This window comes from Chryseobacterium sp. DT-167 (genome assembly GCF_058310155.1).
Map to the genome: position 1 here is coordinate 79,163 of NZ_JBZEEQ010000001.1, position 22,104 is coordinate 101,266.

Genomic DNA, 22,104 nt, shown 5'->3' on the forward strand with positions numbered 1-22,104 from the left:
TTCATTTTTTTAATGATAGACAAATCCTTTGCACAATTTCCGCAAGGCGACAAATGGTATCAGAATCCATTGGGATTTGAACCCTTAAAACTTCATACCAGTATGGGTTTTATTGTTCCAGCCGCAGTTGTAGGTACTGCCTTATTGCTTACCAAAAAAGACAGTACACTACAAGACAGATTGAGTATTTATTCAGAAATGGGTGTAACATTCGGGTACAAATATCCTTACAGCAGCTTAGTACAAAACAGTACAGGCGTAAACCTGATGATACGAAAATGGATGTCCGTTGGTACAGAATTCAGTATCACAGCACCTTTTGATGATTACAACAATACCGTGGGTTTTGCGATAAGACCTTTTGCACGATTTTATGCATTGAATAAACCGGATTGGAAATTATGGTTTGAAGCGGGTGGAGGGATGATATACTTTATTGATAATTTTCCAAATCCTACCACGCAAGACAATCGCCTTGGCACCTACTGGAATGGAACAACCAAGTACGGCATTGGAACATCAATACATCTCAAAAACAATATGGACTTACTGTTTGGTGCAAGACATCTTCATATTTCCAATGGCAATACAAAAGGTACAGAAAGAAACCCGTCACACGACAGCAATGGATTATTTGTTGGATTAAATTGGAATTTAAAAAAAGAAAGAAATGACAAATATAAATAACAAAATATCCTGGACACATCTTACTTCCAAAGTAAAACAGTTGATTGTAGCAGTACTAAGCGTAACATTTGGGATATCGATGTACGTTTTTATGAACAGCTTTATGAACGGTGTTAATAATGCCCAGACCGATATCACATTTACCTCAATGTCACACATAAGAGTTTATAATGACCCTGCCGGGGAACCCACAATACTGCTGTCGCAAAAGAACACTTCGGATACATTGACTATGGTAAGCAATGCCAGGCACATCAATTATACTGAAGGTATTCTCAATGCCGATGAAGTAAAACAAGTATTGCGAAAAAACAAAAACATTGTAGCCATTACCGAGCAGGTCAATCAAAATGTATTCTTCAGAAATGGCGTAACCAAAGTGAGCGGTTCACTTTCTGGTATTGATGTAGCGAACGAAATCCAGATGTTTAACACCACTGAGTATATCACCGAGGGCAATTTAAATGATTTAGACAAACGTTCGGATGCTGTGGTACTGGGCAGTGGATTGGCAGCTAAGCTAAGTGCATCAATGGGCGACAATATATCGCTTACTACAGCCGATGGCGGAAATAAAGTTTTTAAAGTTGTGGGATTAATAGAAACCGGGAGCGGAAGTGTTGATAAGAGCCGTGCAATTATTTCTATCAACACAGCACGACAGTTATTGTCTAAGAATAAAAGTTATGCTACTGATGTGATGGCAAATGTAAAGGACTACAACGATGCAAAAACTATTGCTAATGGAGTGCGTGCAGATATTAAATACAAAACAGAAGCCTGGCAGGAAGGCAATGCCCAATTAGAATCTGCAAATACCCTGCGGGACATCATAGCGGTTGCTGTTTCACTTACCATACTTATTGTGGCGGGTTTTGGAATTTATAACATTATGAATATGACCGTGAGTGAAAAGATACGGGAGATTGCCATCCTGAAAGCAATGGGTTTTGATGGCAAAGACATCGTACACATTTTCCTAGTCCAATCTGTCATCATCGGGTTAATAGGTGGTTTAATAGGCTTATTATTAGGTTTTGCTGTTGCTTCTATTGTAGACAGAATTCCATTTAAGATTGCTTCATTTGACACGTTGCCCATTACCTATCTGCCTTCAGATTATATTTTGGCAATGATATTTGGCTTGGTTATCACGTTTGTTGCGGGCTATCTACCTGCCAGAAAAGCATCCAAGGTAGACCCTGTAGAAATTTTGCGAGGATAATGGGACAGAATAATTTTAAGAAGAAGCTATTACCGAATGAAGGTTCGGAATTCATTTGGCTGACAGTTTTTTTAGGTGTGTTAACTCTACTTCTATATTACCTGGATTGCTATTACTATTACCAGTATGGTTATGAATGCGAATATTACTGGTTTTATGGGTGTTACTATTATTATGGATGTTATTAAAAATTAAAAATGAAAGCATTAACTGCAAACAAAATTACAAAATACTTTCACGACCCTGAAACGTTTCAGGTATTGAAAGACGTAAGTTTTGACGTAAACAAAGGTGAATTTATCTCCATTGTTGGTAAATCCGGTTCGGGTAAATCAACCCTTCTTTATCTACTCTCTACAATGGATACATCTTACGAAGGTAACATTACTATCAATAACACAACGGTTACCGGGTTAACACAAAACCAGCTGGCCAGATTCAGGAATGAGCATATCGGGTTTGTGTTTCAGTTTCATTATTTATTGCCGGAATTTTCCGTTTTGGACAATGTAATGCTGCCGGCTTTGAAGCTTAAAAAGAAATCCAAAGACGAAATAGAAGCCAGAGCAATGGAGTTATTGACATTGCTTGATATTAAAGGACACGAAACCAAAAAAGCATCTAAAATATCTGGTGGTCAGCAGCAAAGAGTCGCTATCGCAAGAGCTTTGATCAACGAACCAGCCATCATTATGGGCGATGAGCCTACTGGAAATCTGGACAGTAAAAACACCAAAATTGTGTTTGATATTTTTCGCCAGTTAGCCAAGGAAAAAGGGCAGACCATCATTGCCGTTACCCACGATGACGAATTTGCTGCCAATTGTGACCGGATTATTGAAATGGTGGATGGGAAAATTATTTACTAATCAAGGTTTTATAGTGGTTAACTGGAATTATAGAACTAGTACATAAAAACTCGATGTCTGTTAATCCATTGATTTAAAAAAACAAAAATGAATAAACAAAAGTGTCTTTTATTAACAATATTCTTATTTGCAAATAGCTTACTTGCTCAGGATAGGGATTTATTGAATGTCAGCTATGCAGTTTCGACATTAAAATACGGCGACACTAATGCTAATACCAATTTATTTGATGTAAAACTCAAACTTCCGGTGTTCCAAAAAAACAGCATACAATTGCCGGAGTATTAGGTTACAAAAATCTATCGTTACAGAATTTCCCGGCGGATTATACCGGCAATTTACACGGTCTCACTTTACAGGGAGCCTGGATTTATAAATTATCAGACAGAAAAAGCCTGACCTTTTTTGCTCAAACAGGATTGTTTTCAGATTTACAGGATGTTAGCGGCAAAGATTTTAGGTACACTACCGGCTTGCGCTACAGAGTAAAACATTCCGAAAAGTTGAGTACAGGTTGGGGATTGGCTTATTCAAGACAGTTTTTTGGTAACCAGATCATCCCATTCATTGATGTAGATTACAGACCCAATGATAAATGGAGCATTACGGGACAGTTTCCCATCAAACCAAAAGTGCTTTACCACTTTAATGATAAGTGGAGTGCCGGGATTGAATTATTCGCAGATGCATCCAGCTACAGGCTTTCAGCGTCAGAAAGTGACAATCAGTTTGTCCAGGTCAATCAATGGACTGGTTTGGCAAAGCTGGAATACCAGTTTGCAAAAATTTGGCAACTAAATATTGGGGTCGGTAGAAATTTTAGACAGAGTTACAAACTTTATGATGATGCAGCAACTACACCCTGGACCATTATTACGATACCTTTAGGTAAAAAGTCCGACCCCATCTATGAAATTGACAACAACGGATTGAATATTCAAGTGGGTATTTCATTTAAACCGTTCTAGAAAACCTTATCTTTTGTAACTTTATCAGAAAAATGAAACTGCCCATAGAAAAAATATTGCCCATTGCCTTATGTATCGTATTTCCGGCTTTAAATGCGATTACGACGAGGGGCATTATCAACATTTTTGATGTTGATTCCTTGATATTGCTTCGGTGGGTTTCTGTTTCCGCAATGCTTTACCTGCTTTGGATGTTGCTTGATTACATTTCAAAAAAAGCGGAAACATACAGATTTCTTAAATCAATCATTGCAGCAACTGTATTACTTATTATAGTTTACAATGTATTTCTGCTCACACCGCTATTTCAAAATAAGAATTTGAAATGGATGTTTGTGGTGAGGTATTTTATTGCCATTATTCCATTTTTAATCATTCAATATGCCTTTCGTGCCAACAAAAAAGTAGCACAATTAGAACTGGAAAAACAGCAGATACAAACAGAAAACTACAAGGTTCAATTAGAAGCATTACGCACCAAAGCTGACCCTCATTTTTTATTTAATTCACTTAATACCCTTCGTACAATGGTGCGGCATCGAGACCCGAAATCTGAACAGTTTATCCTCAGCCTTTCCGACTTTTACCGGCAAACTTTACGTTACAACGAAAGTACATTGATTAAACTGATTGATGAGGTAAAGGTACTGGAATCTTATTTATTTCTAATGAAAAACAGAAATGAGGAAGCCATACAAATCAGTATTCACATTGCTGAAGAACTGTACGAGCACCAAATTCCTACATTGGCATTGCAAACCGTGGTAGAAAACTGTTTTAAGCATAATATGATGACATCGAAAATGCCTTTGAATATTGATGTCAAAAGTACCGACAATTATATTGAAATTAAAAATAATGTTCAATCCAGGATGACCAACAGTTCTTCTTCTGGTTACGGATTGGAAAATTTGAAAAAGAGGTATGAATTGTTAAACATTGAAAACGGAGTGGATATTGAATCGACAGATGATTACTTTCTGGTAAGACTTAAACTTATTTAATGGAGGATGCCATCTAAATTCTCAATTGAAATAATATAATATGAATGTGCTGATAGTAGAAGACGAATTACATACCTCCAAATTGCTGAAAGAAGTAATTGAGCAGGATCAAGATTTTTTGGTAACCGAACGTTTGGAGTCGGTAGCAGAAGCCGTGCAATATTTAAGTAAACACCAGCAAAAATTAGACCTGATTTTTCTGGATATTCAGTTAGCCGACGGACATAGCTTTGAGATTTTCAACCACATTGACATTACTATTCCCGTAGTGTTTTGCACCGCTTATGATGAGTATACTTTACAAGCCATTAAAAACAACGGCATTGATTATATCCTCAAACCTTTCAAGGAGGAAGACATTCACCTCGCACTAAACAAATACAAAAGGCTGGCTCAAACTTTTAGGGATAAATCATCTACACCTTTACAATTTCCTGCTACAACTCAGTACCAGCAAAGCTTTCTGACACAATATCGGGATAAAACATTGGTAAAATATGTAAAAGACATCGCTCTTTTTTACATTGAATTTGAAACTGTTTATATATACACCATTGGTGGCGAAAAATTTTCCTTGTTCAAAAATCTGGAGTACATTGAATCGGTTTGTGACCCTAGACAGTTTTTTCGCATCAACAGGCAGGTTTTGATTAATAAAGAAGCAGTATTGTCTATTGAGCCATATTTCAACAGAAAAGTCATTGTTCAGACAAAGTTCAACCTATCAGAAAAGTTAATTGTAAGCAGATTGAAAGTTACTGCTTTTAAAGACTGGTTAGAATCGTAGTTTATATTCATCCCTATTTACAAGTGATATTTTGATAATTGCTTTCTACTAATTGCTATTTAGCCTTTAATTGAAAAATCATTACAATTAAATTCAATATCTCAAATGTTCAATTGAAGTTTTTGTTTGTTCAATTCATCCAAATTTTGATTTCTTTAAATGGTATTACTTAATAGTTTTGTTCGTATAAACAATAAAATTATTATGTTATGAAGAAAGTATCTATTTTAAAATTAATGATCATTGCAATGGCGGTAACAACTTTAATATCTTGTGATAATGATGATGAATGCTATTATGTAGAACAGGATGCAGCCCGCGGATTAATAGTCAACGCAAGTCCCAACTCGGGAGATTTGTATTTTTTTGCAGATGACAACAAAATCAATAGTAATGCGCTAAACTATGCAAATGCTCAGGGATATTATCGATTTTATGATGGGATGCGGACTTTCACTGTTCAGGATAATAATGGAAACATTCTGGATACTGAGGAAAGAGAAGTAAATGAAGGAGATGTTTTTTCTCTTTTTGCCGTAAACACTTTTAACCAACTGGAGCTTGTTAGTTTCTAGGACCATTTGGAAGCCCCCGGTTTTTATCATGCAGGCATCAGACTGATAAATCTCTCTCCTGATGCTCCGAACGTAGATATTTATCTTGATGGTCATTTGATTACATCCAATATTCCTTTTAAAACAGCTTCATCTTTTGTAAATGTTGAAGATGATGAATATAATGTGGAAATAAAAGATACACAAACTGGTAATACACTATTCCAGAAATCTTCGGTTGTTTTTTATCCTAACAGAATTTATACGCTCTATATGAAAGGATTCGTTAATGCTCCTTCAGGGTCAAACGATAAATTTTCCTTAGAAATTATTCGAAACTATTAAAAAATTGGAGTATCTAAAGTTGGATTTGTCTTGTCTTTACAACTATTTTTAGACAAAGTTTATATACTCTTTATATTAGATGTTTAGATGGTCAGACTTTTTGGTGGATCAAATAAGGACGAAAAGAAGTTTATCTGCTAATGGATTGTTTATTAGTTGCCTTGTCAGATAATAACTTTGATTTTAATTCAAGACCATATTTGTGGAGGTCTTCGTAGATGTTGAAAAATTGATCTTCATCGGACTCATCTAAGGAGGTGTTGAAAAATACGATCACAGCAACCTCTTTGCTCAGGTCAGAAAGCATAAATGTTCTTACACCCAGATCAGAACCGTTATGCCCGATCCTTTTGCCTCCCATTTTCGTTGCCCAGAAAATTCCTGAATTAAGCTTATCAGGTTTGACATTGTCAGGTTTATTAGATTCTGTGAACTGAAAACGGAGCATTTCTTCTGCCTGTTCTTTTTTCAGCAATATTTTATTGTTGTATTTGCCATTATTCAGCAGGATGATAAAAAATCTCGAAAGTTCATCTACTGATGTATGGACACCGCCATCTGGATAGGTTGTTCCTTCATAAAGCGGTATTGACTTTATTCTTCCATTTTCTTTTTGATAAGCTTTGGAGTGGTTCTTTATGTTGAACTCCGATAGGTTCCAACCTGAATTTTTCATTTTTAAAGGGTTGAAAATGTATTTTTTGCTGTACTCATTTAGTTTTTTCCCGGTTCTCAGCTCAATGATGTATCCTGCCAAACCTGCGCCGATATTAGAATAGTCACGATTTGTACCCGGTTTGGAATTTAGAAAATTATCTTTTGAATAATGTTTTCCGCCTTTTACAAAATAGTTTTTCAAGAAATCACCTAAAGGCTCTGGTTTTTGACCGTTAGAAACATAAGTACTGTCCGTATAAAAAGGATAACGATCTGCTAAACCCGAAGTATGGGTCGCCAGATTTCTCAAGGTGATTTTCTCATCGGGGAAATTAGGATTAATGACTTTGAAAGGCAGATAATGATTGATGTCTTCGTCCAAGTCAACCTTTCCTTCTTCTACCGCTTTCATGATGCAGAATCCTGTAAAGGTTTTGCTTATGGATGCAATATTCATAATAGTTTTAGGGGTAAATGGGATATTGTTTTCTTTATCTGCAAAACCATATCCTTTAGTCCAGACCAGTTTTTTATCGATGATAATGGCGGCTCCGATGCCGACGATTCCCGCCTGATCCATTTTCTTTTCGATAAGGCTGTCAATGGAGTTCTTTTTATCATTTTTGATATGGGTACTAATTTGTGCCGACAGATTTTGGATGCAAAGTAGGGCAGTCAGACAACAGATCAGTAAAAGTTTTTTGCTAAGTTTTTTCATAATATCAATGTCTTTTGATTTGTAATTAGCTGAAAATTGGCATGAATTATTTTTTTAGATTTTCAAGAGCCAGTTTAGCCATATCTTTTACCAACTGAGTAGGAGAGTTGCAGTCACAATTGCTGAATCCAAGTACATAAATGTCCTTATTTGGAATATAAACTGCCATTGATTTGAATCCGAAAATACTTCCGCCGTGTTCACGGGTCGGGATTCCGTTGATATTCTTCAAATGCCAACCGTAACCGTATTCTATTTCCTGACCGTTATTAAGTTTGTATTTGGTAAAGGCCTTTGTCTCTTCTTTAGAACTTAATAATAGATTTTGATTTAAAGCATTCTGCCACTTCAGCATGTCATCCAAAGTGGACATCAATGAACCCGAGGAAAATGGAACGCTGAAATTGATCACGGTTTTATTCACATAACCAGAACTTTTTTTGTGGTAGCCGTAAGCTCTGTTTTTTATAACCTTCCTGTCACTGGCGTAATAAGAATTAGTCATTCCAATCTTATCAAATATATTCTTCTTAATAAAATCTTCGTACGTTCCGCCTGATACCAGCTCAATGACATATCCCAGAACGACGTATCCTGAATTATTGTATTCAAATTTTTCTCCGGGAGCAAAATCTGCAGGCTCATTTTTAAAGAAGTCAACCATCTGTTCCGGTGTCATTTCCTTTTGAGCAATGTCTTGTAAGGATTTCATTTTCGTAAAATCCTTAATACCGGAAGTGTGGGTCAAAATATGATGAATGGTAATGTTATTTCCGTTGGGATAAGAAGGAATATATTTCACAACAGGATCACTTATCTTTAATTTACCTTGCTCTTCCAGCATCAAAATAGCGATGGCTGTAAACTGTTTGGTCATAGAACCGATCTGAAATACACTATTTGTATTCAGCTTGGCATCCAATTCAAGATTGGCCATTCCGAAGGCTTTTTCATAAACGGGTTTCCCTTTTTTGGCGATAAGGAAAACGCCACCCGGTCCATTAGGTTCCTTAAATTCGGATTGGATCAGACTGTCAATTTTTCGATTCAGATCCTGAGCATTCGAACGCATACAAGACCAAACAATAAAACTTAATAATAATAGTTTTCGCATTGGAGTTTAATTTTATGCAAAGATATATTTATTTATTAATACTATGTTATGCAAAGTAGTAATTTGTGTAAAAATTTTAGAAACTTTACATAAGCATTAAGAAAATTTTAGCGAAAAGAAAAAGAATTTTTCACCACTGTGTTAGAAAATAGTGTCATATTCTCCTAAGTATATGAAAGGTTTTGACCTTTATGTGTCAATTTGAAAGGGTAATTTTCAGATTTCGGAAATAGCCCTCTGTGCCTACATCGACAAATAAACCTACAGCCCCGGAAATATCTGCGCCATGCTTGAGGTCATTCACAATAAGGGAAGGTTGTTTGTCTTTGTTTAAAAAAAGCTTTGCCTGACTGCCTTTGATCTCAATTTTCATTGAGATCCATTCATTCAGACCCATGTCAGCATAGGTCTCATATTTCTCAGGATTCTCTTTTCTCAGACGTTCATATTTATAATCAGGATAAGAAAAGTATTGAATGGAGTGATTTCGTCTTACCTGATCTTCAGCTCTGCCATTTGTCGGACGTATATATATCGATTCAAATTTGGAATTGGTTTCATTGATCCTGAATGCCAATCCGATAAACCCGCGGTCAGTTGGAGAAGCGGTAGGGAGCAGCCGGCTTAGAACTTCCACCTCGATAATGCCATTTTTAAAATCAGTGTTCTTAATCCGTACAAAGGTAGGTTCGTCCGCTTCTTTCACGGTAGGATCTTTTACGACCCTTAAGATACTTTCACCTTGTGAATTATCGATTTGCATTTTGACCTTATTGGGCAGAAGATTGCTACTATCTAAATTTATTTTTTGGCTGTAAGCACTTTCTGCTGCAAAAAGAAAGAGAAACCAGATTATTCTTATATTTTTCATATTATTTAATACACATAATTTTAGAAACTGTATTGTAGTGCTCATTTTTTAAATAGTCCCGCATTTAATTCTGAACCTGCCGAACCTTCCGCCAATTGCAGGTAATTACGTTTACTCTGATCTTTTTCGATGATAACGGTTCCAGTGGTCTTTATATTTTTCATCTCCAGAAAATCCGTTGACGTGGCATCACTGTCGCTTAACGGGCCGCTTCCATATCCTGCCAGTTTATTGTAATTGACAAAAATGCAATCAGAAGCTTTGTACCTGCGTTTACTTCCTTTTTCCCTTATCCATATGGTACTTGTATTGGCGATGATGTTATGATGAAAGTCGAAGTCATCTCCATCGGTACCCTGTGTTGTCCAGACTCCGCAGAAGTAGCCGCCATAGACCAAAGAATGTCTCATGGCACTGCGACTGCCGGTGCTTTCATCGTTTTTCCAGAAGACAACAGGGATCTTACAGTTGAAAAAAACACAATGGTCGATCACCAAACCATATCCATTGGCTATGACACCGACGTGTAATGGCATTACATCTACGTTCCCGGCGAACATACATTGGGTCACCAGCAAGTCATCCAGTTTTTTTCCGTCACGCCATATAGGGTAGGAGCGGCGTAAATTATTGACATCTATGTAAGTATAATCAGGACTGCCTGTAAACCGTAGGCCTTCAATGGTCACGTGGCTTACCTCGGGTTGTATTCCTTTTGCTTCTTTTCCGCCTATACCGGTTTCAAGAGGTACGGCTGTTATGATGACCGGCATTTTATCGGGTGTCCAGTTTGCGTCATCCGGCATCACTTCGGCACGAATGATAAGACGGTTGTTAACGCTGTATTTATCATTGTTAAATAGCACGGTTTGAGTTAAAATATGAATACCTTCTGTAAGAATGATCGTTGTTTCTCCCTGCACTTTGTTCAAATTGACACGCCTGGCAGCTTCTGAAAGATTCTTTAGCGGTTGGGTTTTTGTTCCGGAATTGGCATCATTACCTTTCAAGGGATCAACATACAATTGCTCTGCCTTGATCCAAAGCAGGTTCATGAACAAGATTAAAAGACCGAATGTTGCAGATTTTATCATATTCTTTTTTCTGTAAAAGTAGAAAGATGCATCGCCTGCAAAAAGGTCATTTTATCTTTAAAGTTGTCATTTTATACTCTTACGGTATTGCTGGGGCGTGATGTGGGTAATTTTTTTGAAGAAACGGTTGAAATTGGAAGGGTCAGAGAATCCCAGTTCATAGCAGATCTCTTTTGCGGATTTATTCTGATGCAGCTGTTTCTTTATTTCTGAAACCAGCTTGTGATGGATCATCTGCTGCGCTGACAATCCGCTGAACTGCCTGCAGATCTTATTGAGGAATCCTGGACTGACGTTAAGCATTCTGGTATAGGACTCAACGGTCTGGTCCTGTAGGAATCTTTTTTCCAGCAGCAAACGGAATCTGTAGAAATCCGCATGAACATACGTATCTGGCTGAACATTGTACGCACCGGCATAATAGCGGTTGAGTACAATAAGCAGCTGGTATAGAATTGACCTGATCATATGATTGCTGTCATTCCTGATCTGTCCGAATTCCTGTTCTATTTCCTGCACAAGTTGCAGGCATTTCCTGAATGATTGTTCATCGATCTGCATTTCAGCGGGATGCGAATACTGATGAAAGTACTGGAACCGGTACAGAAAAAGTTCATCCGAAAAAAAAAGATGGAGAAAATCTTTTTCAAAGAACAGCGTGTATCCCTTGACCTGCTGTTCAATTTCCCAATGGCGAACCTGTCCGGGACTGGTGAAAATGACGGTTTGCGGTTGAATTGAGACTTTATTCTCATCAAGTGCCAATGTTCCGGAACCTTCTGTGATGAAGATAATTTCGTAAAAACTGAGTTGATGCAGTGTACTGTTTAATACATAATTTTTCAGCGTTTCAATACGTCCGATATCCAATAACAGCTCCGATCCATATTTGAAGGGCAGAAAATGATAGGTTTTAATTGGGGGGATCGATGCCATCTTTTATAATTAATTTACCATACAACGGATATGTTAAAAATAATAATTTTTTCCAATTTTCACACAACGTTTAGATATGAAACTCCTATAACTTAGATCAGGTAAGAATAGCAATTTGATTATTTTTTATCCTTTAAATAACCACTTGCATTGGTGTTATTAGGATTAAGTTCGAGTGATTTTTTATAATTGATGATGGCTTCTTTCCGATTTCCCATCGCTTCTAAAGTTTCTGCATAACTATCATAAACATTCGCACTGCTTGGAAATAACAAAGTATTCAATTGAAAAACCTGTAATGCGTCGTTTTTTTTATTTTGTTCCAAAAGTTGATAGCCCCAGGAATTTAATTCATCTTCGGAAAGTTTAAAATCTTTGTTGTTTTTTGTAATTTTCTTATAAATATTAAAAGCGTTCTGAAATTTATTCTCAATAAGTTGCTGACGTAATACTTTTAGATTTTTACTCAATCCAAAACCATTTTTAACTTTCATATCCGGGAAATAGTAACCGGCAATTTCGTCAATGAACCATTCAGGATTGGAACCTTGAAGATTGGTTAAGACCACAATTGATAGATCGTCCTTTGGATATACGAATAATGCCGAACGCATTCCACCAACCGGCGCTGCTGCAGGATGTTCTTCTCTCTCAACCGTTGGCCAGCCCAGCGCATATCCATTGGTCAATTTGTTGAAACCATCGATGTGTCCATCATTAAGTTTTGCGGAAGTGAAAAGCTCTTTTACACTGTTTTTATTGTGCAAGAGCTTCCCGTTTTGCAATGCGATAAGCCATTTGCTTAAATCTTCGGAGGTGGAAATGATGCCTGTAGCAGTTCTGAAGAATACGGGAAATGTAGCAAAAGCATTGTGCAGTTTTCCATCATTGACCCATTTTCCGTCTGTATTGATAATTGTGGAATATGATCCGGCATTGTTTGGGATGATATCATTGGAATCTCCAAACTGCGTTGCTATCATATTGCAAGGTTTGAATTGATTTTCTTCAATGAATTTTGTAAAATGCTGACCGCTTAATTTCGTGATGATTTTTCCTAAAATATAATATCCAGTTTGGTTGTAGCTGAACCTTTCTCCGGGTTTAAATTCCATCGGCAATGTCTTTACCAGTTCCCAGTTTTTCTCTTCAACACCATTACCTAAAACCTGTTCTTTTTCATCGATATTGTTAGGAAGTCCGGATGTATTACTTAATAATTGTGTGATAGTTATAGATTTCCATTCGTTGGGTATGTCCGAAATATATAGAGAAATGGGATCATCTATTTTTAATTTTCCTTGTTCTTGTAATTGCATAATTGCTACTCCTACAAAAGCTTTTGTCATAGAGTTGATAGAGAAAGTTGTTTTTGAATTGGTGGGAACGTGATGTTCCAGATTCGCAAAACCATAACTGTCAAGTTTTTCTAATTTCCCATTTTTAATAATTGCTAACTGAAGTCCGGGGATCTTCATTTGGGTCATTTTCTCTTTGATGAAAATATCGATGCTGTCCGAATTTCTTTGAGCAAACAACTGTTGTGAAAATGTTGTTATGAATAATAACACGATGGTTTTATTCGTTGTAAATAATTTTTTCATAATATTTTTATAAGTGGAAATCAAAATGAAGACAACCATAGCGACCAACTTATTACATTTGGTTGTTCCTATAAATATATTGATCATAGAAGTCTTCTTTACCAATCATTTTTATTTTTTCGTCGCTTCCATATTTTTAAAGTTTCACTAGTAAGTGAAATCAATAGTTTGTTTGGCGGCATCGCTTTGATTAACAAGGAGTTAGGAAATAAAAAAAACGACATAAGAGAGTGAAATCTTCAAATGTCAGTCTTGTGACCAACACGAGCGTATCTTCAAACACTTTTATAGATGATTTGGTTTATTTGAGCCAAATTAAACAAGAATTACAAGGTTCTTTTTTATTAAATAATCTTGTAGATTAAACTTATGTAATTTAGCTTTAATAATTGAAAAGATAAAAATTTGTCTTCAATTTTCATTATTCGGTTATTTTTGGCATGTACTGTCTATAGAAAAGATGTTGTAGGTAACTTTTTAATCAAAAATTTTTCACCAATCCAACTTCTGCTGTTTCATTAATGCTTTAGTTTTTTGTTTCTTTCGGAAATTCTCAAGTTTATGTCAAAATTCAATTTGAGTTTTCGAAATATTTTGAAAATTTTTAAAAAATCTACATAAATATGAGAGTAAATATTAACTTTTACATCTTGATAATTTATTAACTCAATTTCTTCGAAATGTTTTTTCCAATTAGGATATGTTTTTAAAATATCTTTTTTGGATTTTAATTTTCCCGTAATTTTGCTGATGATTTATAATAGTAAAAAGTTCCATAATTTGAACATATTATAATTGGCTATTATCACAAATTTATAAATAAAATGTTTCGGGAGCTCGTTTATATTGGAAGAGTTTCCCATAAAAGTACGAACACAATAACTTAATTGAAAGCTGGAATTGTATAAGAACTGTATTCTATATTTTATATTTGGCATATATAAAGCGGAAGAATAAGTATTAACTTCCGCTTTTGTTATAATAAAAAATGGTACAACTTGCCATATAATATTACCATTTGGCTTTAGGTGACGTTAATTCCAGCGATAGCCATATGTGTTGTTCGTACAGAGAATTTGAAACCGCTGGTAGAATGTGAGTAGTTAGTTTAGATTTTTAAAGTGGACGACAGTTTTATTTTCAGGATCTATAAAGCCAGTGCGTATGATATGACCAATAGTCCAGTAATCAAAGTTAACTTTTCGTACATGGCTTGGCTTATTTTCCCAGGCTCCGTCTGTAAATCTTGGTATAATAAGCATACCCCAAAACAAATTCTCGACACCAAACCATATAGACCATAGATTTTCTTGATTCTTATCTTTAATTCTAATATTATAATGCTTGTAAAAATCACGTTCTAAAAAAAAGAAGAATATATTCCCTAATAGTTTTAACCTTAAATATTCGCTGAATCATTGAAGGGCTTTCCCTGCTTAATATCGAATCCTTTAATCCCATAAGCCATGCTGCAATATAGTCATCATATGTTAAACATTTTCCATGTATTAAATCGGAGATTCTGCGATTTGTTATTACTATTGCAAGAATTGATTAATAAAGTTTTAAAATCCATAAATTTTCTTTAAATTTATAGTCTATTATTACGAAATTCTAATCCGCATGAACAAAATTCCAAATTTAAATCAGGAAGGTAAAATTAATGCAAATGATCTGGCACATCTTAATGTTTCACAAAAATATCAGGAAATACTAAAAGCATTAGGCAGGGCAAATTTTGGAAGTATTTGCATGGTCGATCTAGTGACTGAAAAATTAGAATTTATTTCTGCAAATCCATTTCTTTTCTCTGGTTTGGAATCAAGTGAGGTTGAAAAACTTGGGTATGAGTTCTATCGCCAATATGTTAAACCTGAAGATCTTAAAATACTTGATGCACTTAGTAAATCGGGATTCAAGTTCTTCGAACGGCTGCCCATTAATGACAGAAAATTATACACAATTACTTATGATTTTCATTTAACTGATACAGACAAAGCAGATGTCTTGATAAATCATAAAATTACACCTCTCGAGCTTTCAGCTGATGGTAGAGTATCGAAAGTAGTTTGTATAATTTCATATTCTTTAAATAAAGAGGCAGGCAATATGTGTGTGTCTTCAAATTCATCCAAAACTTTTTGGCGATACAATTATATAACTGGAGAATGGTCTGAAGAAAAAAAAATAATATTGAAAGTCAGAGAAATTGAAATCATCAGATTACATTTGCAGGGTCTGAAAATAGAGGAAATTGCAAAAAAACTTTTCGTATCACCAAATACAATAAAATTTCACCGTGGTAAGCTGTTTGAAAAGATCGGTGTCAATAATATTTTCGAGGCCATTTCCTATGTAGTATCACACAATCTTATTTCAATGGCTCTAACGACGCAATTCATTATCTGAATAAGCATTTTTACTAATAGTAATGGTGAATGGTTTTGGTGCTGCTGGTAATGGCGGTGAAGGTAGAGGCAAATTGTTACTAGTAACGGTCACTTCAAACGGAATTACCGAATCAGGAGACAGATACACAGATTGCGTATAGGCTTGTGTATAATGAAATGGAGCGATCTAGTGTTCTGTATCTCTCTGTGCAAAAAGAGAGCTGAACGAAAGAAAAACTAATACTAAGCTGAGTAGAAATCTTTTCATAAATTATGGAATTAGGATCTTAGTTTGGCTAAAGCTGCACCTATTAAGATGCAGCTTTAGTAAACCTTATGTTTGTTTTATTCTTTAATAAACTTCTTCTGTATATGTCCTTTCACATCTTCTATGTCAATAACATATAATCCGTTAATCAGGCTGCTTACATCAATTGCATTATTCATGATTAAGCCAGTTGATACAAGACGTCCTGAAGCTGAGTAAATCTTGTAATTTGCTTTTGCACTTATATTCTTTACATTTAATAAAGTGCTTACCGGATTTGGATAGATTAGAATATCATTTTGATTAACAGAATTTGGAACAGGAACTTTTGAAATTCTTATGGTATAATCTTCTACTTCACCACTATCGAAGTTTACACAATTTACTGGAATTCCATCCTTCTGCATTGCTACTCTCATGACCACATATTTGTAATCGGTCATACTTACAAACGCATCCGCAGGCACGTTAAACGTTGCAGTAGCTGTGGGACTTGTGTTTGGTCCATCAGCAAGAACTCTTTCGTCAATATCAAAATATCCATTTCTGTTGAAATCAATCCAAACCGCTACTCCAGCAATCGCTCCGTTAGTTAATGTTTTGTCAATAATAATCTGATTGCCAGAAGATCCCTGAACCATTTCAATGTACTTCGTTTGATCTCCTGTAAAGTCAGAGTAATTGGATGCAGGAGTAATATTGATCATTTGCGGTTTGCCAGTTGGTGTAGCCGTTACTTTCGAAATATACTCTGTTGCAGAATTATTTGAAGAAACCTGGCAATAAACAACAGTTGGTGTTGTAAAGTAGTAAAGAGGTGTAAAGTTACCCGGAGTTCCACTACAAACATTTGCAACCTGCATTTCATATTTCGTCAACTCTAACAATCCTGTGATTGTGTAAGTATTTGTATTAGTATTCACGGTCGTCCAGCTAGGAATACCTACTTTTCTATATCTTAAGATGTAACTGCCTGTAGCTCCTGTACCAGTAAAGGCATCCCAAACTACCTCTGCAGTCGTTGGTGTAATTGTGGTGATCGTCAATCCCGGTGGAAGTATTTCACAAACTCTTACCGTTGTAAATGTCTGAGGATTCGACCAAGGGTTTGGAGTCGTTTCACCAACACAAATATTTGCTATCTGCACCTCATACATAACAAAAGAAGATAATCCTGTAATGGTTATAGAATTAGCAGGCGGAAGCGGTGCTGTAAGACTAATCCAAGGTCCTGTACCTACAGCTCTGTACCGGATGATATAAGTCGCACTAGGAACGATTGGGTTCCAAGTTACCACAGCCGAAGTTGATGTAACATTTGTAACTGTAACATTCGGAGGTGTAGGATCACATCTTGTGGTAAATGTTTGCACTGCCGTGTAATTGCCCGCTCCACCATTTCCACACACTGCGGCTATTCTCACTTCATAAGTTGTTGCAGGTATTAAACCTGTAAGCTGTACCGGGGGATTACCACCAAGAACTGAAGCATTGATAACTGTCCAATTTGAAGCAGGTGTTGTAACCGCTCTGTATTCTAAAACAAAAGCATTGTTATTAGTTGCTGAAGTCCAGTTGACAGTAGCTGAATTATGAGTGACAGGATTTATATTTAAATTTGTCGGAGTTGCGTTACTGCACGGTCTCAATTTCACTGCATAATCTTCAACTTCACCATTCACAGGGTCTAAGCAGATTAGAGGAGCACTTCCACGTTTTAAAGCAACCCTCATCGTGGTTGTATAAGGTCCTGTATAAATTCCCGTAGCCGGAACATCAAATGTTGCCGTCACAGGTGTTGTTGTACTTGATGCAGATATCATTATTCTTTCAGAATCTGTAAAGACACCATCTCTATTCCAGTCAATCCACGCATAAACAGCATCTCCATAGGTTGTCCCAACCCATGCTTTTGAAACCGACAGTTGATTTCCTGAAGAACCAACTTCTAAATTAATTAATGTTGCCGGCGTAGTATAACTAATATAATTAGTCTGCAGCGACGTATTATCTATTAAAGGGAAATTCACAGGCGTTACTTTCACATTAGAAATGTAATCGTTGGTACCTATTCCAATCATGCTGCAATAGGTCAATGAAGGAGTGGTGAAATTCACTGAAGCACCGAAAGCTCCCCATGTAGTTCCACATTTTGCTTGAATCTGTACCTGATAAGCAGTCTGCTCAATAAGATTACTAATTGTGTAAAAACTTTGCCCAGCTGCCAATTCTACGTATCCGAGAGGCTGTAACTGCCAAGCTCCTGTAGTTCCCTGTCTCCATCGTATTCTGTAGGTAGCATTAGCTGTAGGTATCCACGAAACATATGCCGTCGAAGATGTCATATTAGAAACAACAGGAACAGGAGTTGTTGTGCTGCATGGCTGTAGATCAATAAACTTGACGGCGTAATCTTCAACTTCTCCGTATGTATTTCCTGAACAAGCTCCAGCTGCAGAAGAATAGGATACTACAACTCTCATCCTAGTTGCATTAGGACCATTATAAGTTACGGCCGGAACATCAAATGTTCCCGAAACAGGTGTTGAAGCATTAGATCCACTGGTATAAATCAATTCACCTGTATCGAAAATACCATTTCTGTCAAAATCGATCCAGACATTGGTGTAATTTGCATATTGAGTACCTGACCAGGTTTTTCCAACCGAGATCGAGTTATTCTGAGTGTTTCTTACAAGAGTAAGCTCTAAAGCCGGATTTGTAGAATAATCAGTATACTGAGATTGTAAAGATGTATTGTTAAGTATTGCGGATCCTACCGGATTTACTGTCACATTAGATATCCATCCATAGGTTGCACTTGTATACTGTGCAGCATGAGGACACCATGCAATTGCTGGTGTTGTAAATTGAACAGGGACTGAATAATTACCCGTAACCCCAGAACAAATATAAGCTACTCTAAATTCGTATTGAACCTGTTCATTTAGACCTATAAGTGTATGAGTACTCACTGTTGGGTTTGGATTCACTGGAATCCAAGCTGAAGCAGGACTAGTTACTGCCCTCCATTCAACAACATAAGATGTTGCTCCTTGAGCAGGCATCCACGATAAAACAGCACTTACAGGTGTAAGATTGGTCGCTGTTAAATTCGTAGGTGCTGCACTTGTACAGGGAACAGGATCTATAAACCTCACTGCGTAATCTTCAACTTCGCCATATGTATTCCCTGAACATGCACCTGCCGCCGCCGCATAAGAAACCACAACTCTCATTCTTGTCGCATTTGCACCATTGTAGGTTATAAGCGGAACATTGAATGATCCCGTAACGGGTGATGCATTGCTGGATCCGCTGGTATAAATCAACTCACTGGTGTCAAAAACTCCATCTCTGTCAAAATCAATCCAAACATTAGTATAATTTGCATATTGAGTTCCTGACCAGGTTTTCCCTACAGAAATGATATTATTCTGCGTTCCCCTTACAAGGGTAAGATCCAAAGCAGGATTCGTAGAGAAATTAGTATACTGAGATTGTATAGAAGTATTATTCAATGGCGCAGATCCCACTGGATTTACCGTCACATTAGAGATCCACCCATAAGTTGCACTGGTATATTGTGCAGCATGAGGACACCACGAAACTCCCGGTGTCGTGAAGGATACCGGAGCAGAAAATGCTCCTGAAGGACCCGTATTACAAACGGTTGCTAATTCAACTTCATATTGGGTAAATTCCAACAAACCATCTATTGTATATGTATTGGTAAGAGGTGTAGTAATGTTAATCGTAGTCCAGGCACCTCCCGGAAGCGATCTGTATCTTAGCACATATGTAGCACCTGCAGCAGGTGTCCATGAAACATTGGCTGAAGTTGCAGAGATATTGCTCACTGCAATATTTGTGGGAGGAGTATTCACACAAGGAGCCAAAGTGCTTCCCACCATCTGGATGATTGGAAGGACAGAGTATCTGCTTGTAGCCGTAGGAGGAGTTACAGGATTAGGATTGGTGGTCGTATTGTAATACAACATTCCCTTGTTTGTTCCGGCAGAATAGCTTCCCCAATTGGCAGTACATGAAGTTCCTGTAGAATTTTCATCCACAGCAATCACAACATTACTTGTTCCGTCCCAAAGGAAAGGCGTGCTCAACGGAATTGTCACCCAGGTGCCGGCAGTCATTGTAGGAAGAGTACCTGTGTAAACCTGAGCCAATTCTGAAAAAGGGATCCAGCTTGTGGTGGTCGCGAAATCAGTTTGGGCAGTATTACCCATATAAACTACCCACTGATTGTAGTTTGCCTGTGTAGCTGCAGTTGTAGAAACATAGAATTTGATGGAGGTAATATAAGTATTGATTCCAACAGCACCAGCAACTTCCGAAGCAGTATAAATTTGTTGAGAATAATTAAATCCTGAACAGGAATAAGCCGGCAAATATGCATGCGTAGAAGTTCCTCCACCAATCTGTCCGGGAGTAAACGGAGTACCTTCTACCCAAAGAGATTTGTCTGTAACCGAGCAAACCGACCTTACCCACCAGTAATAAGTAGTTCCCGGAACTAATGGAGTTACATCAGCCGTTGTTAACGTAGTTAAGGTTCCTGCAGTTCCTGCAACAGGAGGCGTATTGGTTGTAGAATAATAATATTCATATCCGTTTGCAGGGGCAGGTGCAGGAGTCAAAGGCGCAGTCCAGTTGATCGTTCCCGAATTAGGAGTGACATTTGTCACAGGAAGAGTTGTCGGCTCAAAGCAGGTTGGAGCCTGTATTACCTGAACCTCATCAAGTAAGATATCATCATAGAAATATCCACCTCCGAGTACATCTTTATCAACCGTAAATTTTAATTGAACGGTAGTTCCGACATATGATGCAGCCAAAGGAACACCAACAGTTCTCCATTCCGGATCGTTTGTGTTGCTTGCCCAGATTTGAACCCATCCTGATCCACTGTTTATTTCAAGCTTGAGTTGGTTATGTTCATAATTAGGCACCGTACCTGTGAGCGATGTCAAATGATTTTTAAACCATTCAAATTTCACATAAGGATTTGTCAGTCCTGTAAGGTTAATCTGAGGAGTCAGTAATTCTACATTATGCTCATTTGCGTAAGGAGAACTTGCGTCTACCCAGGCAAATGTTCCTGCCGGTCGTCCGCCATTACCAGTAGCGCCATATCCTGCCGTCCCGGAAAATCTCCATTTAACATATAAACTTGTTGATGTCGTTGTAGGATTCTGACTTACCCAGCAATTGGGTAAAGCGCCGGTACTGAATGACTCTAAAAATGGTACCGGAACTGGTGCGCATTGAGATGATATTTTAGCGATGAAAGCTAAGAAAAAAGTTATCGTTAGTAGAACTTTACCCATACTTAAATATTTTAGTTATACATTATTTTTGGAATTGTCGTGCAGTGCTTTTAAATACTATTAGAAAATCTGATGATCTGAAAATAGAAGATACTGAGTTATTCACACTAAATTTCAACATTTCACCTTATAAGTTCTAAGAAAGCGTTAAAATAATAAGTATCTGAAACTTTTCCGCTATACTAAATAATAGTTTTTATTTGTACCAACGAAAGTCATATTCGGCACAAATGGTATCACAATTTGAAATACCTTTTGGTAGGAATTTTATTCGGAATCGTGTTTGTAAAAGCTGAAAGTATGAGGTGGTTCAGAATCCAGGTGATGTCCATTTGCAGTCATTTCACATATATGGTGTGATTGGAAGTGCAGTTGTTACAGGGATGATTTCCGTTTGGGTCATCAAAAAATTCAAAATAAAAACCATTTATGGAGAAAAAATTTCAATTGCTCCTAAAACTTTTAACAAAGGACAAATTTACGGAGGTTTAATCTTCGGGTTTGGTTGGGCCATTACAGGTGCTTGTCCGGGACCTTTATTCGCACAAATCGGAACAGGAGCTTTTGCAGTTATTATTACTTTGGTGAGTGCTGTTCTCGGAACTTGGGTCTATGGATATTTCAGAGATAAGCTACCGCATTGATTTTTAGAATGCCATTTAAATAAT

At 36.9% G+C, this 22,104-nt stretch carries 16 protein-coding genes and 1 pseudogene; 10 read left to right on the plus strand and 7 right to left on the minus strand.

Going from position 1 to position 22,104, the window contains the following annotated elements; genetic code table 11:
• Positions 1-12: 12 nt before the first annotated feature.
• The 8 genes from AC4FQ5_RS00370 to AC4FQ5_RS00405 all read left to right on the plus strand — a co-directional run bounded on the left by AC4FQ5_RS00370 (position 13) and on the right by AC4FQ5_RS00405 (position 6,439).
• A complete protein-coding gene (locus tag AC4FQ5_RS00370; protein ID WP_491140517.1) occupies positions 13-687 on the plus strand; it encodes an acyloxyacyl hydrolase in 675 nt (224 codons plus the stop codon).
• The gene (locus tag AC4FQ5_RS00375; protein WP_491140518.1) at positions 671-1,912 is read left to right on the plus strand and encodes an ABC transporter permease; all 1,242 of its coding nucleotides are present in this window, start codon (positions 671-673) and stop codon (positions 1,910-1,912) included. Before AC4FQ5_RS00370 ends, AC4FQ5_RS00375 begins: the two co-directional genes overlap by 17 nt.
• A gap of 197 nt (positions 1,913-2,109) precedes the next feature.
• The gene (locus AC4FQ5_RS00380; protein ID WP_491140519.1) at positions 2,110-2,781 is read left to right on the plus strand and encodes an ABC transporter ATP-binding protein; all 672 of its coding nucleotides are present in this window, start codon (positions 2,110-2,112) and stop codon (positions 2,779-2,781) included.
• Positions 2,782-3,053: 272 nt separating this feature from the next.
• Positions 3,054-3,749, plus strand: a complete 696-nt coding sequence (locus AC4FQ5_RS00385) for a DUF6268 family outer membrane beta-barrel protein (RefSeq protein WP_491140898.1) — start codon at positions 3,054-3,056, stop codon at positions 3,747-3,749.
• Positions 3,750-3,781: 32 nt separating this feature from the next.
• On the plus strand, positions 3,782-4,753 hold the full coding sequence (locus tag AC4FQ5_RS00390) for a sensor histidine kinase (RefSeq protein ID WP_491140520.1): 972 nt from the start codon (positions 3,782-3,784) through the stop codon (positions 4,751-4,753).
• A gap of 40 nt (positions 4,754-4,793) precedes the next feature.
• Complete coding sequence (locus AC4FQ5_RS00395) at positions 4,794-5,540, plus strand: LytR/AlgR family response regulator transcription factor (RefSeq protein WP_491140521.1); 747 nt, start codon at positions 4,794-4,796, stop codon at positions 5,538-5,540.
• A gap of 209 nt (positions 5,541-5,749) precedes the next feature.
• The gene (locus AC4FQ5_RS00400) at positions 5,750-6,115 is read left to right on the plus strand and encodes a DUF4397 domain-containing protein (RefSeq protein WP_491140522.1); all 366 of its coding nucleotides are present in this window, start codon (positions 5,750-5,752) and stop codon (positions 6,113-6,115) included.
• A 6-nt stretch (positions 6,116-6,121) separates the two neighbouring features.
• Positions 6,122-6,439 carry a DUF4397 domain-containing protein gene (locus AC4FQ5_RS00405; protein ID WP_491140523.1) on the plus strand — a complete coding sequence of 106 codons (318 nt, stop codon included), beginning with the start codon at positions 6,122-6,124 and terminating at the stop codon, positions 6,437-6,439.
• A 130-nt stretch (positions 6,440-6,569) separates the two neighbouring features.
• Here the strand turns inward: AC4FQ5_RS00405 and AC4FQ5_RS00410 are convergent, their stop codons facing one another.
• The 6 genes from AC4FQ5_RS00410 to AC4FQ5_RS00435 form a co-directional block, all read right to left on the minus strand.
• Positions 6,570-7,814, minus strand: coding sequence for a serine hydrolase domain-containing protein (locus AC4FQ5_RS00410; RefSeq protein WP_491140524.1), 1,245 nt, complete (start codon positions 7,812-7,814; stop codon positions 6,570-6,572).
• Positions 7,815-7,860: 46 nt separating this feature from the next.
• Positions 7,861-8,928: a serine hydrolase domain-containing protein gene (locus tag AC4FQ5_RS00415; protein WP_491140525.1), complete on the minus strand. Its 1,068-nt coding sequence runs from the start codon at positions 8,926-8,928 to the stop codon at positions 7,861-7,863.
• Positions 8,929-9,124: 196 nt separating this feature from the next.
• Entirely contained in the window at positions 9,125-9,799 is a 675-nt protein-coding gene (locus AC4FQ5_RS00420; RefSeq protein ID WP_491140526.1) for a 3-keto-alpha-glucoside-1,2-lyase-like domain-containing protein, read from the minus strand.
• Between the two features lie 41 nt (positions 9,800-9,840).
• Positions 9,841-10,605 (minus strand): hypothetical protein, encoded by a 765-nt coding sequence (locus AC4FQ5_RS00425; protein ID WP_491140527.1) that lies wholly within the window; start codon positions 10,603-10,605, stop codon positions 9,841-9,843.
• Positions 10,606-10,959: 354 nt separating this feature from the next.
• Positions 10,960-11,829: a helix-turn-helix domain-containing protein gene (locus AC4FQ5_RS00430; RefSeq protein ID WP_491140528.1), complete on the minus strand. Its 870-nt coding sequence runs from the start codon at positions 11,827-11,829 to the stop codon at positions 10,960-10,962.
• Between the two features lie 119 nt (positions 11,830-11,948).
• Positions 11,949-13,433: a serine hydrolase domain-containing protein gene (locus AC4FQ5_RS00435; RefSeq protein ID WP_491140529.1), complete on the minus strand. Its 1,485-nt coding sequence runs from the start codon at positions 13,431-13,433 to the stop codon at positions 11,949-11,951.
• Positions 13,434-15,056: 1,623 nt separating this feature from the next.
• Between AC4FQ5_RS00435 and AC4FQ5_RS00440 the strand changes: the two genes are divergently transcribed.
• A complete protein-coding gene (locus AC4FQ5_RS00440; RefSeq protein WP_491140530.1) occupies positions 15,057-15,842 on the plus strand; it encodes a response regulator transcription factor in 786 nt (261 codons plus the stop codon).
• Between the two features lie 326 nt (positions 15,843-16,168).
• On the opposite strand, the gene AC4FQ5_RS00445 is transcribed toward AC4FQ5_RS00440, so the two are convergent.
• Entirely contained in the window at positions 16,169-21,436 is a 5,268-nt protein-coding gene (locus tag AC4FQ5_RS00445) for a GEVED domain-containing protein (protein WP_491140531.1), read from the minus strand.
• A gap of 186 nt (positions 21,437-21,622) precedes the next feature.
• Here AC4FQ5_RS00445 and AC4FQ5_RS00450 point away from each other — a divergent pair.
• A pseudogene (locus tag AC4FQ5_RS00450) lies at positions 21,623-22,080 on the plus strand (DUF6691 family protein).
• Positions 22,081-22,104: the final 24 nt, after the last annotated feature.

Excerpts from the sequence above, each read along its gene's own strand:
- AC4FQ5_RS00370 (WP_491140517.1), top strand. The coding sequence starts at position 13 with ATGATAGACAAATCCTTTGCACAATTTCCGCAAGGCGACAAATGGTAT.
- AC4FQ5_RS00375 (WP_491140518.1), top strand. The coding sequence starts at position 671 with ATGACAAATATAAATAACAAAATATCCTGGACACATCTTACTTCCAAA.
- AC4FQ5_RS00380 (WP_491140519.1), top strand. The coding sequence starts at position 2,110 with ATGAAAGCATTAACTGCAAACAAAATTACAAAATACTTTCACGACCCT.
- AC4FQ5_RS00390 (WP_491140520.1), top strand. The coding sequence starts at position 3,782 with ATGAAACTGCCCATAGAAAAAATATTGCCCATTGCCTTATGTATCGTA.
- AC4FQ5_RS00395 (WP_491140521.1), top strand. The coding sequence starts at position 4,794 with ATGAATGTGCTGATAGTAGAAGACGAATTACATACCTCCAAATTGCTG.
- AC4FQ5_RS00400 (WP_491140522.1), top strand. The coding sequence starts at position 5,750 with ATGAAGAAAGTATCTATTTTAAAATTAATGATCATTGCAATGGCGGTA.
- AC4FQ5_RS00410 (WP_491140524.1), bottom strand. The coding sequence starts at position 7,814 with ATGAAAAAACTTAGCAAAAAACTTTTACTGATCTGTTGTCTGACTGCC.
- AC4FQ5_RS00415 (WP_491140525.1), bottom strand. The coding sequence starts at position 8,928 with ATGCGAAAACTATTATTATTAAGTTTTATTGTTTGGTCTTGTATGCGT.
- AC4FQ5_RS00420 (WP_491140526.1), bottom strand. The coding sequence starts at position 9,799 with ATGAAAAATATAAGAATAATCTGGTTTCTCTTTCTTTTTGCAGCAGAA.
- AC4FQ5_RS00425 (WP_491140527.1), bottom strand. The coding sequence starts at position 10,605 with ATGCCGGATGACGCAAACTGGACACCCGATAAAATGCCGGTCATCATA.
- AC4FQ5_RS00430 (WP_491140528.1), bottom strand. The coding sequence starts at position 11,829 with ATGGCATCGATCCCCCCAATTAAAACCTATCATTTTCTGCCCTTCAAA.
- AC4FQ5_RS00435 (WP_491140529.1), bottom strand. The coding sequence starts at position 13,433 with ATGAAAAAATTATTTACAACGAATAAAACCATCGTGTTATTATTCATA.
- AC4FQ5_RS00440 (WP_491140530.1), top strand. The coding sequence starts at position 15,057 with ATGAACAAAATTCCAAATTTAAATCAGGAAGGTAAAATTAATGCAAAT.
- AC4FQ5_RS00445 (WP_491140531.1), bottom strand. The coding sequence starts at position 21,436 with ATGGGTAAAGTTCTACTAACGATAACTTTTTTCTTAGCTTTCATCGCT.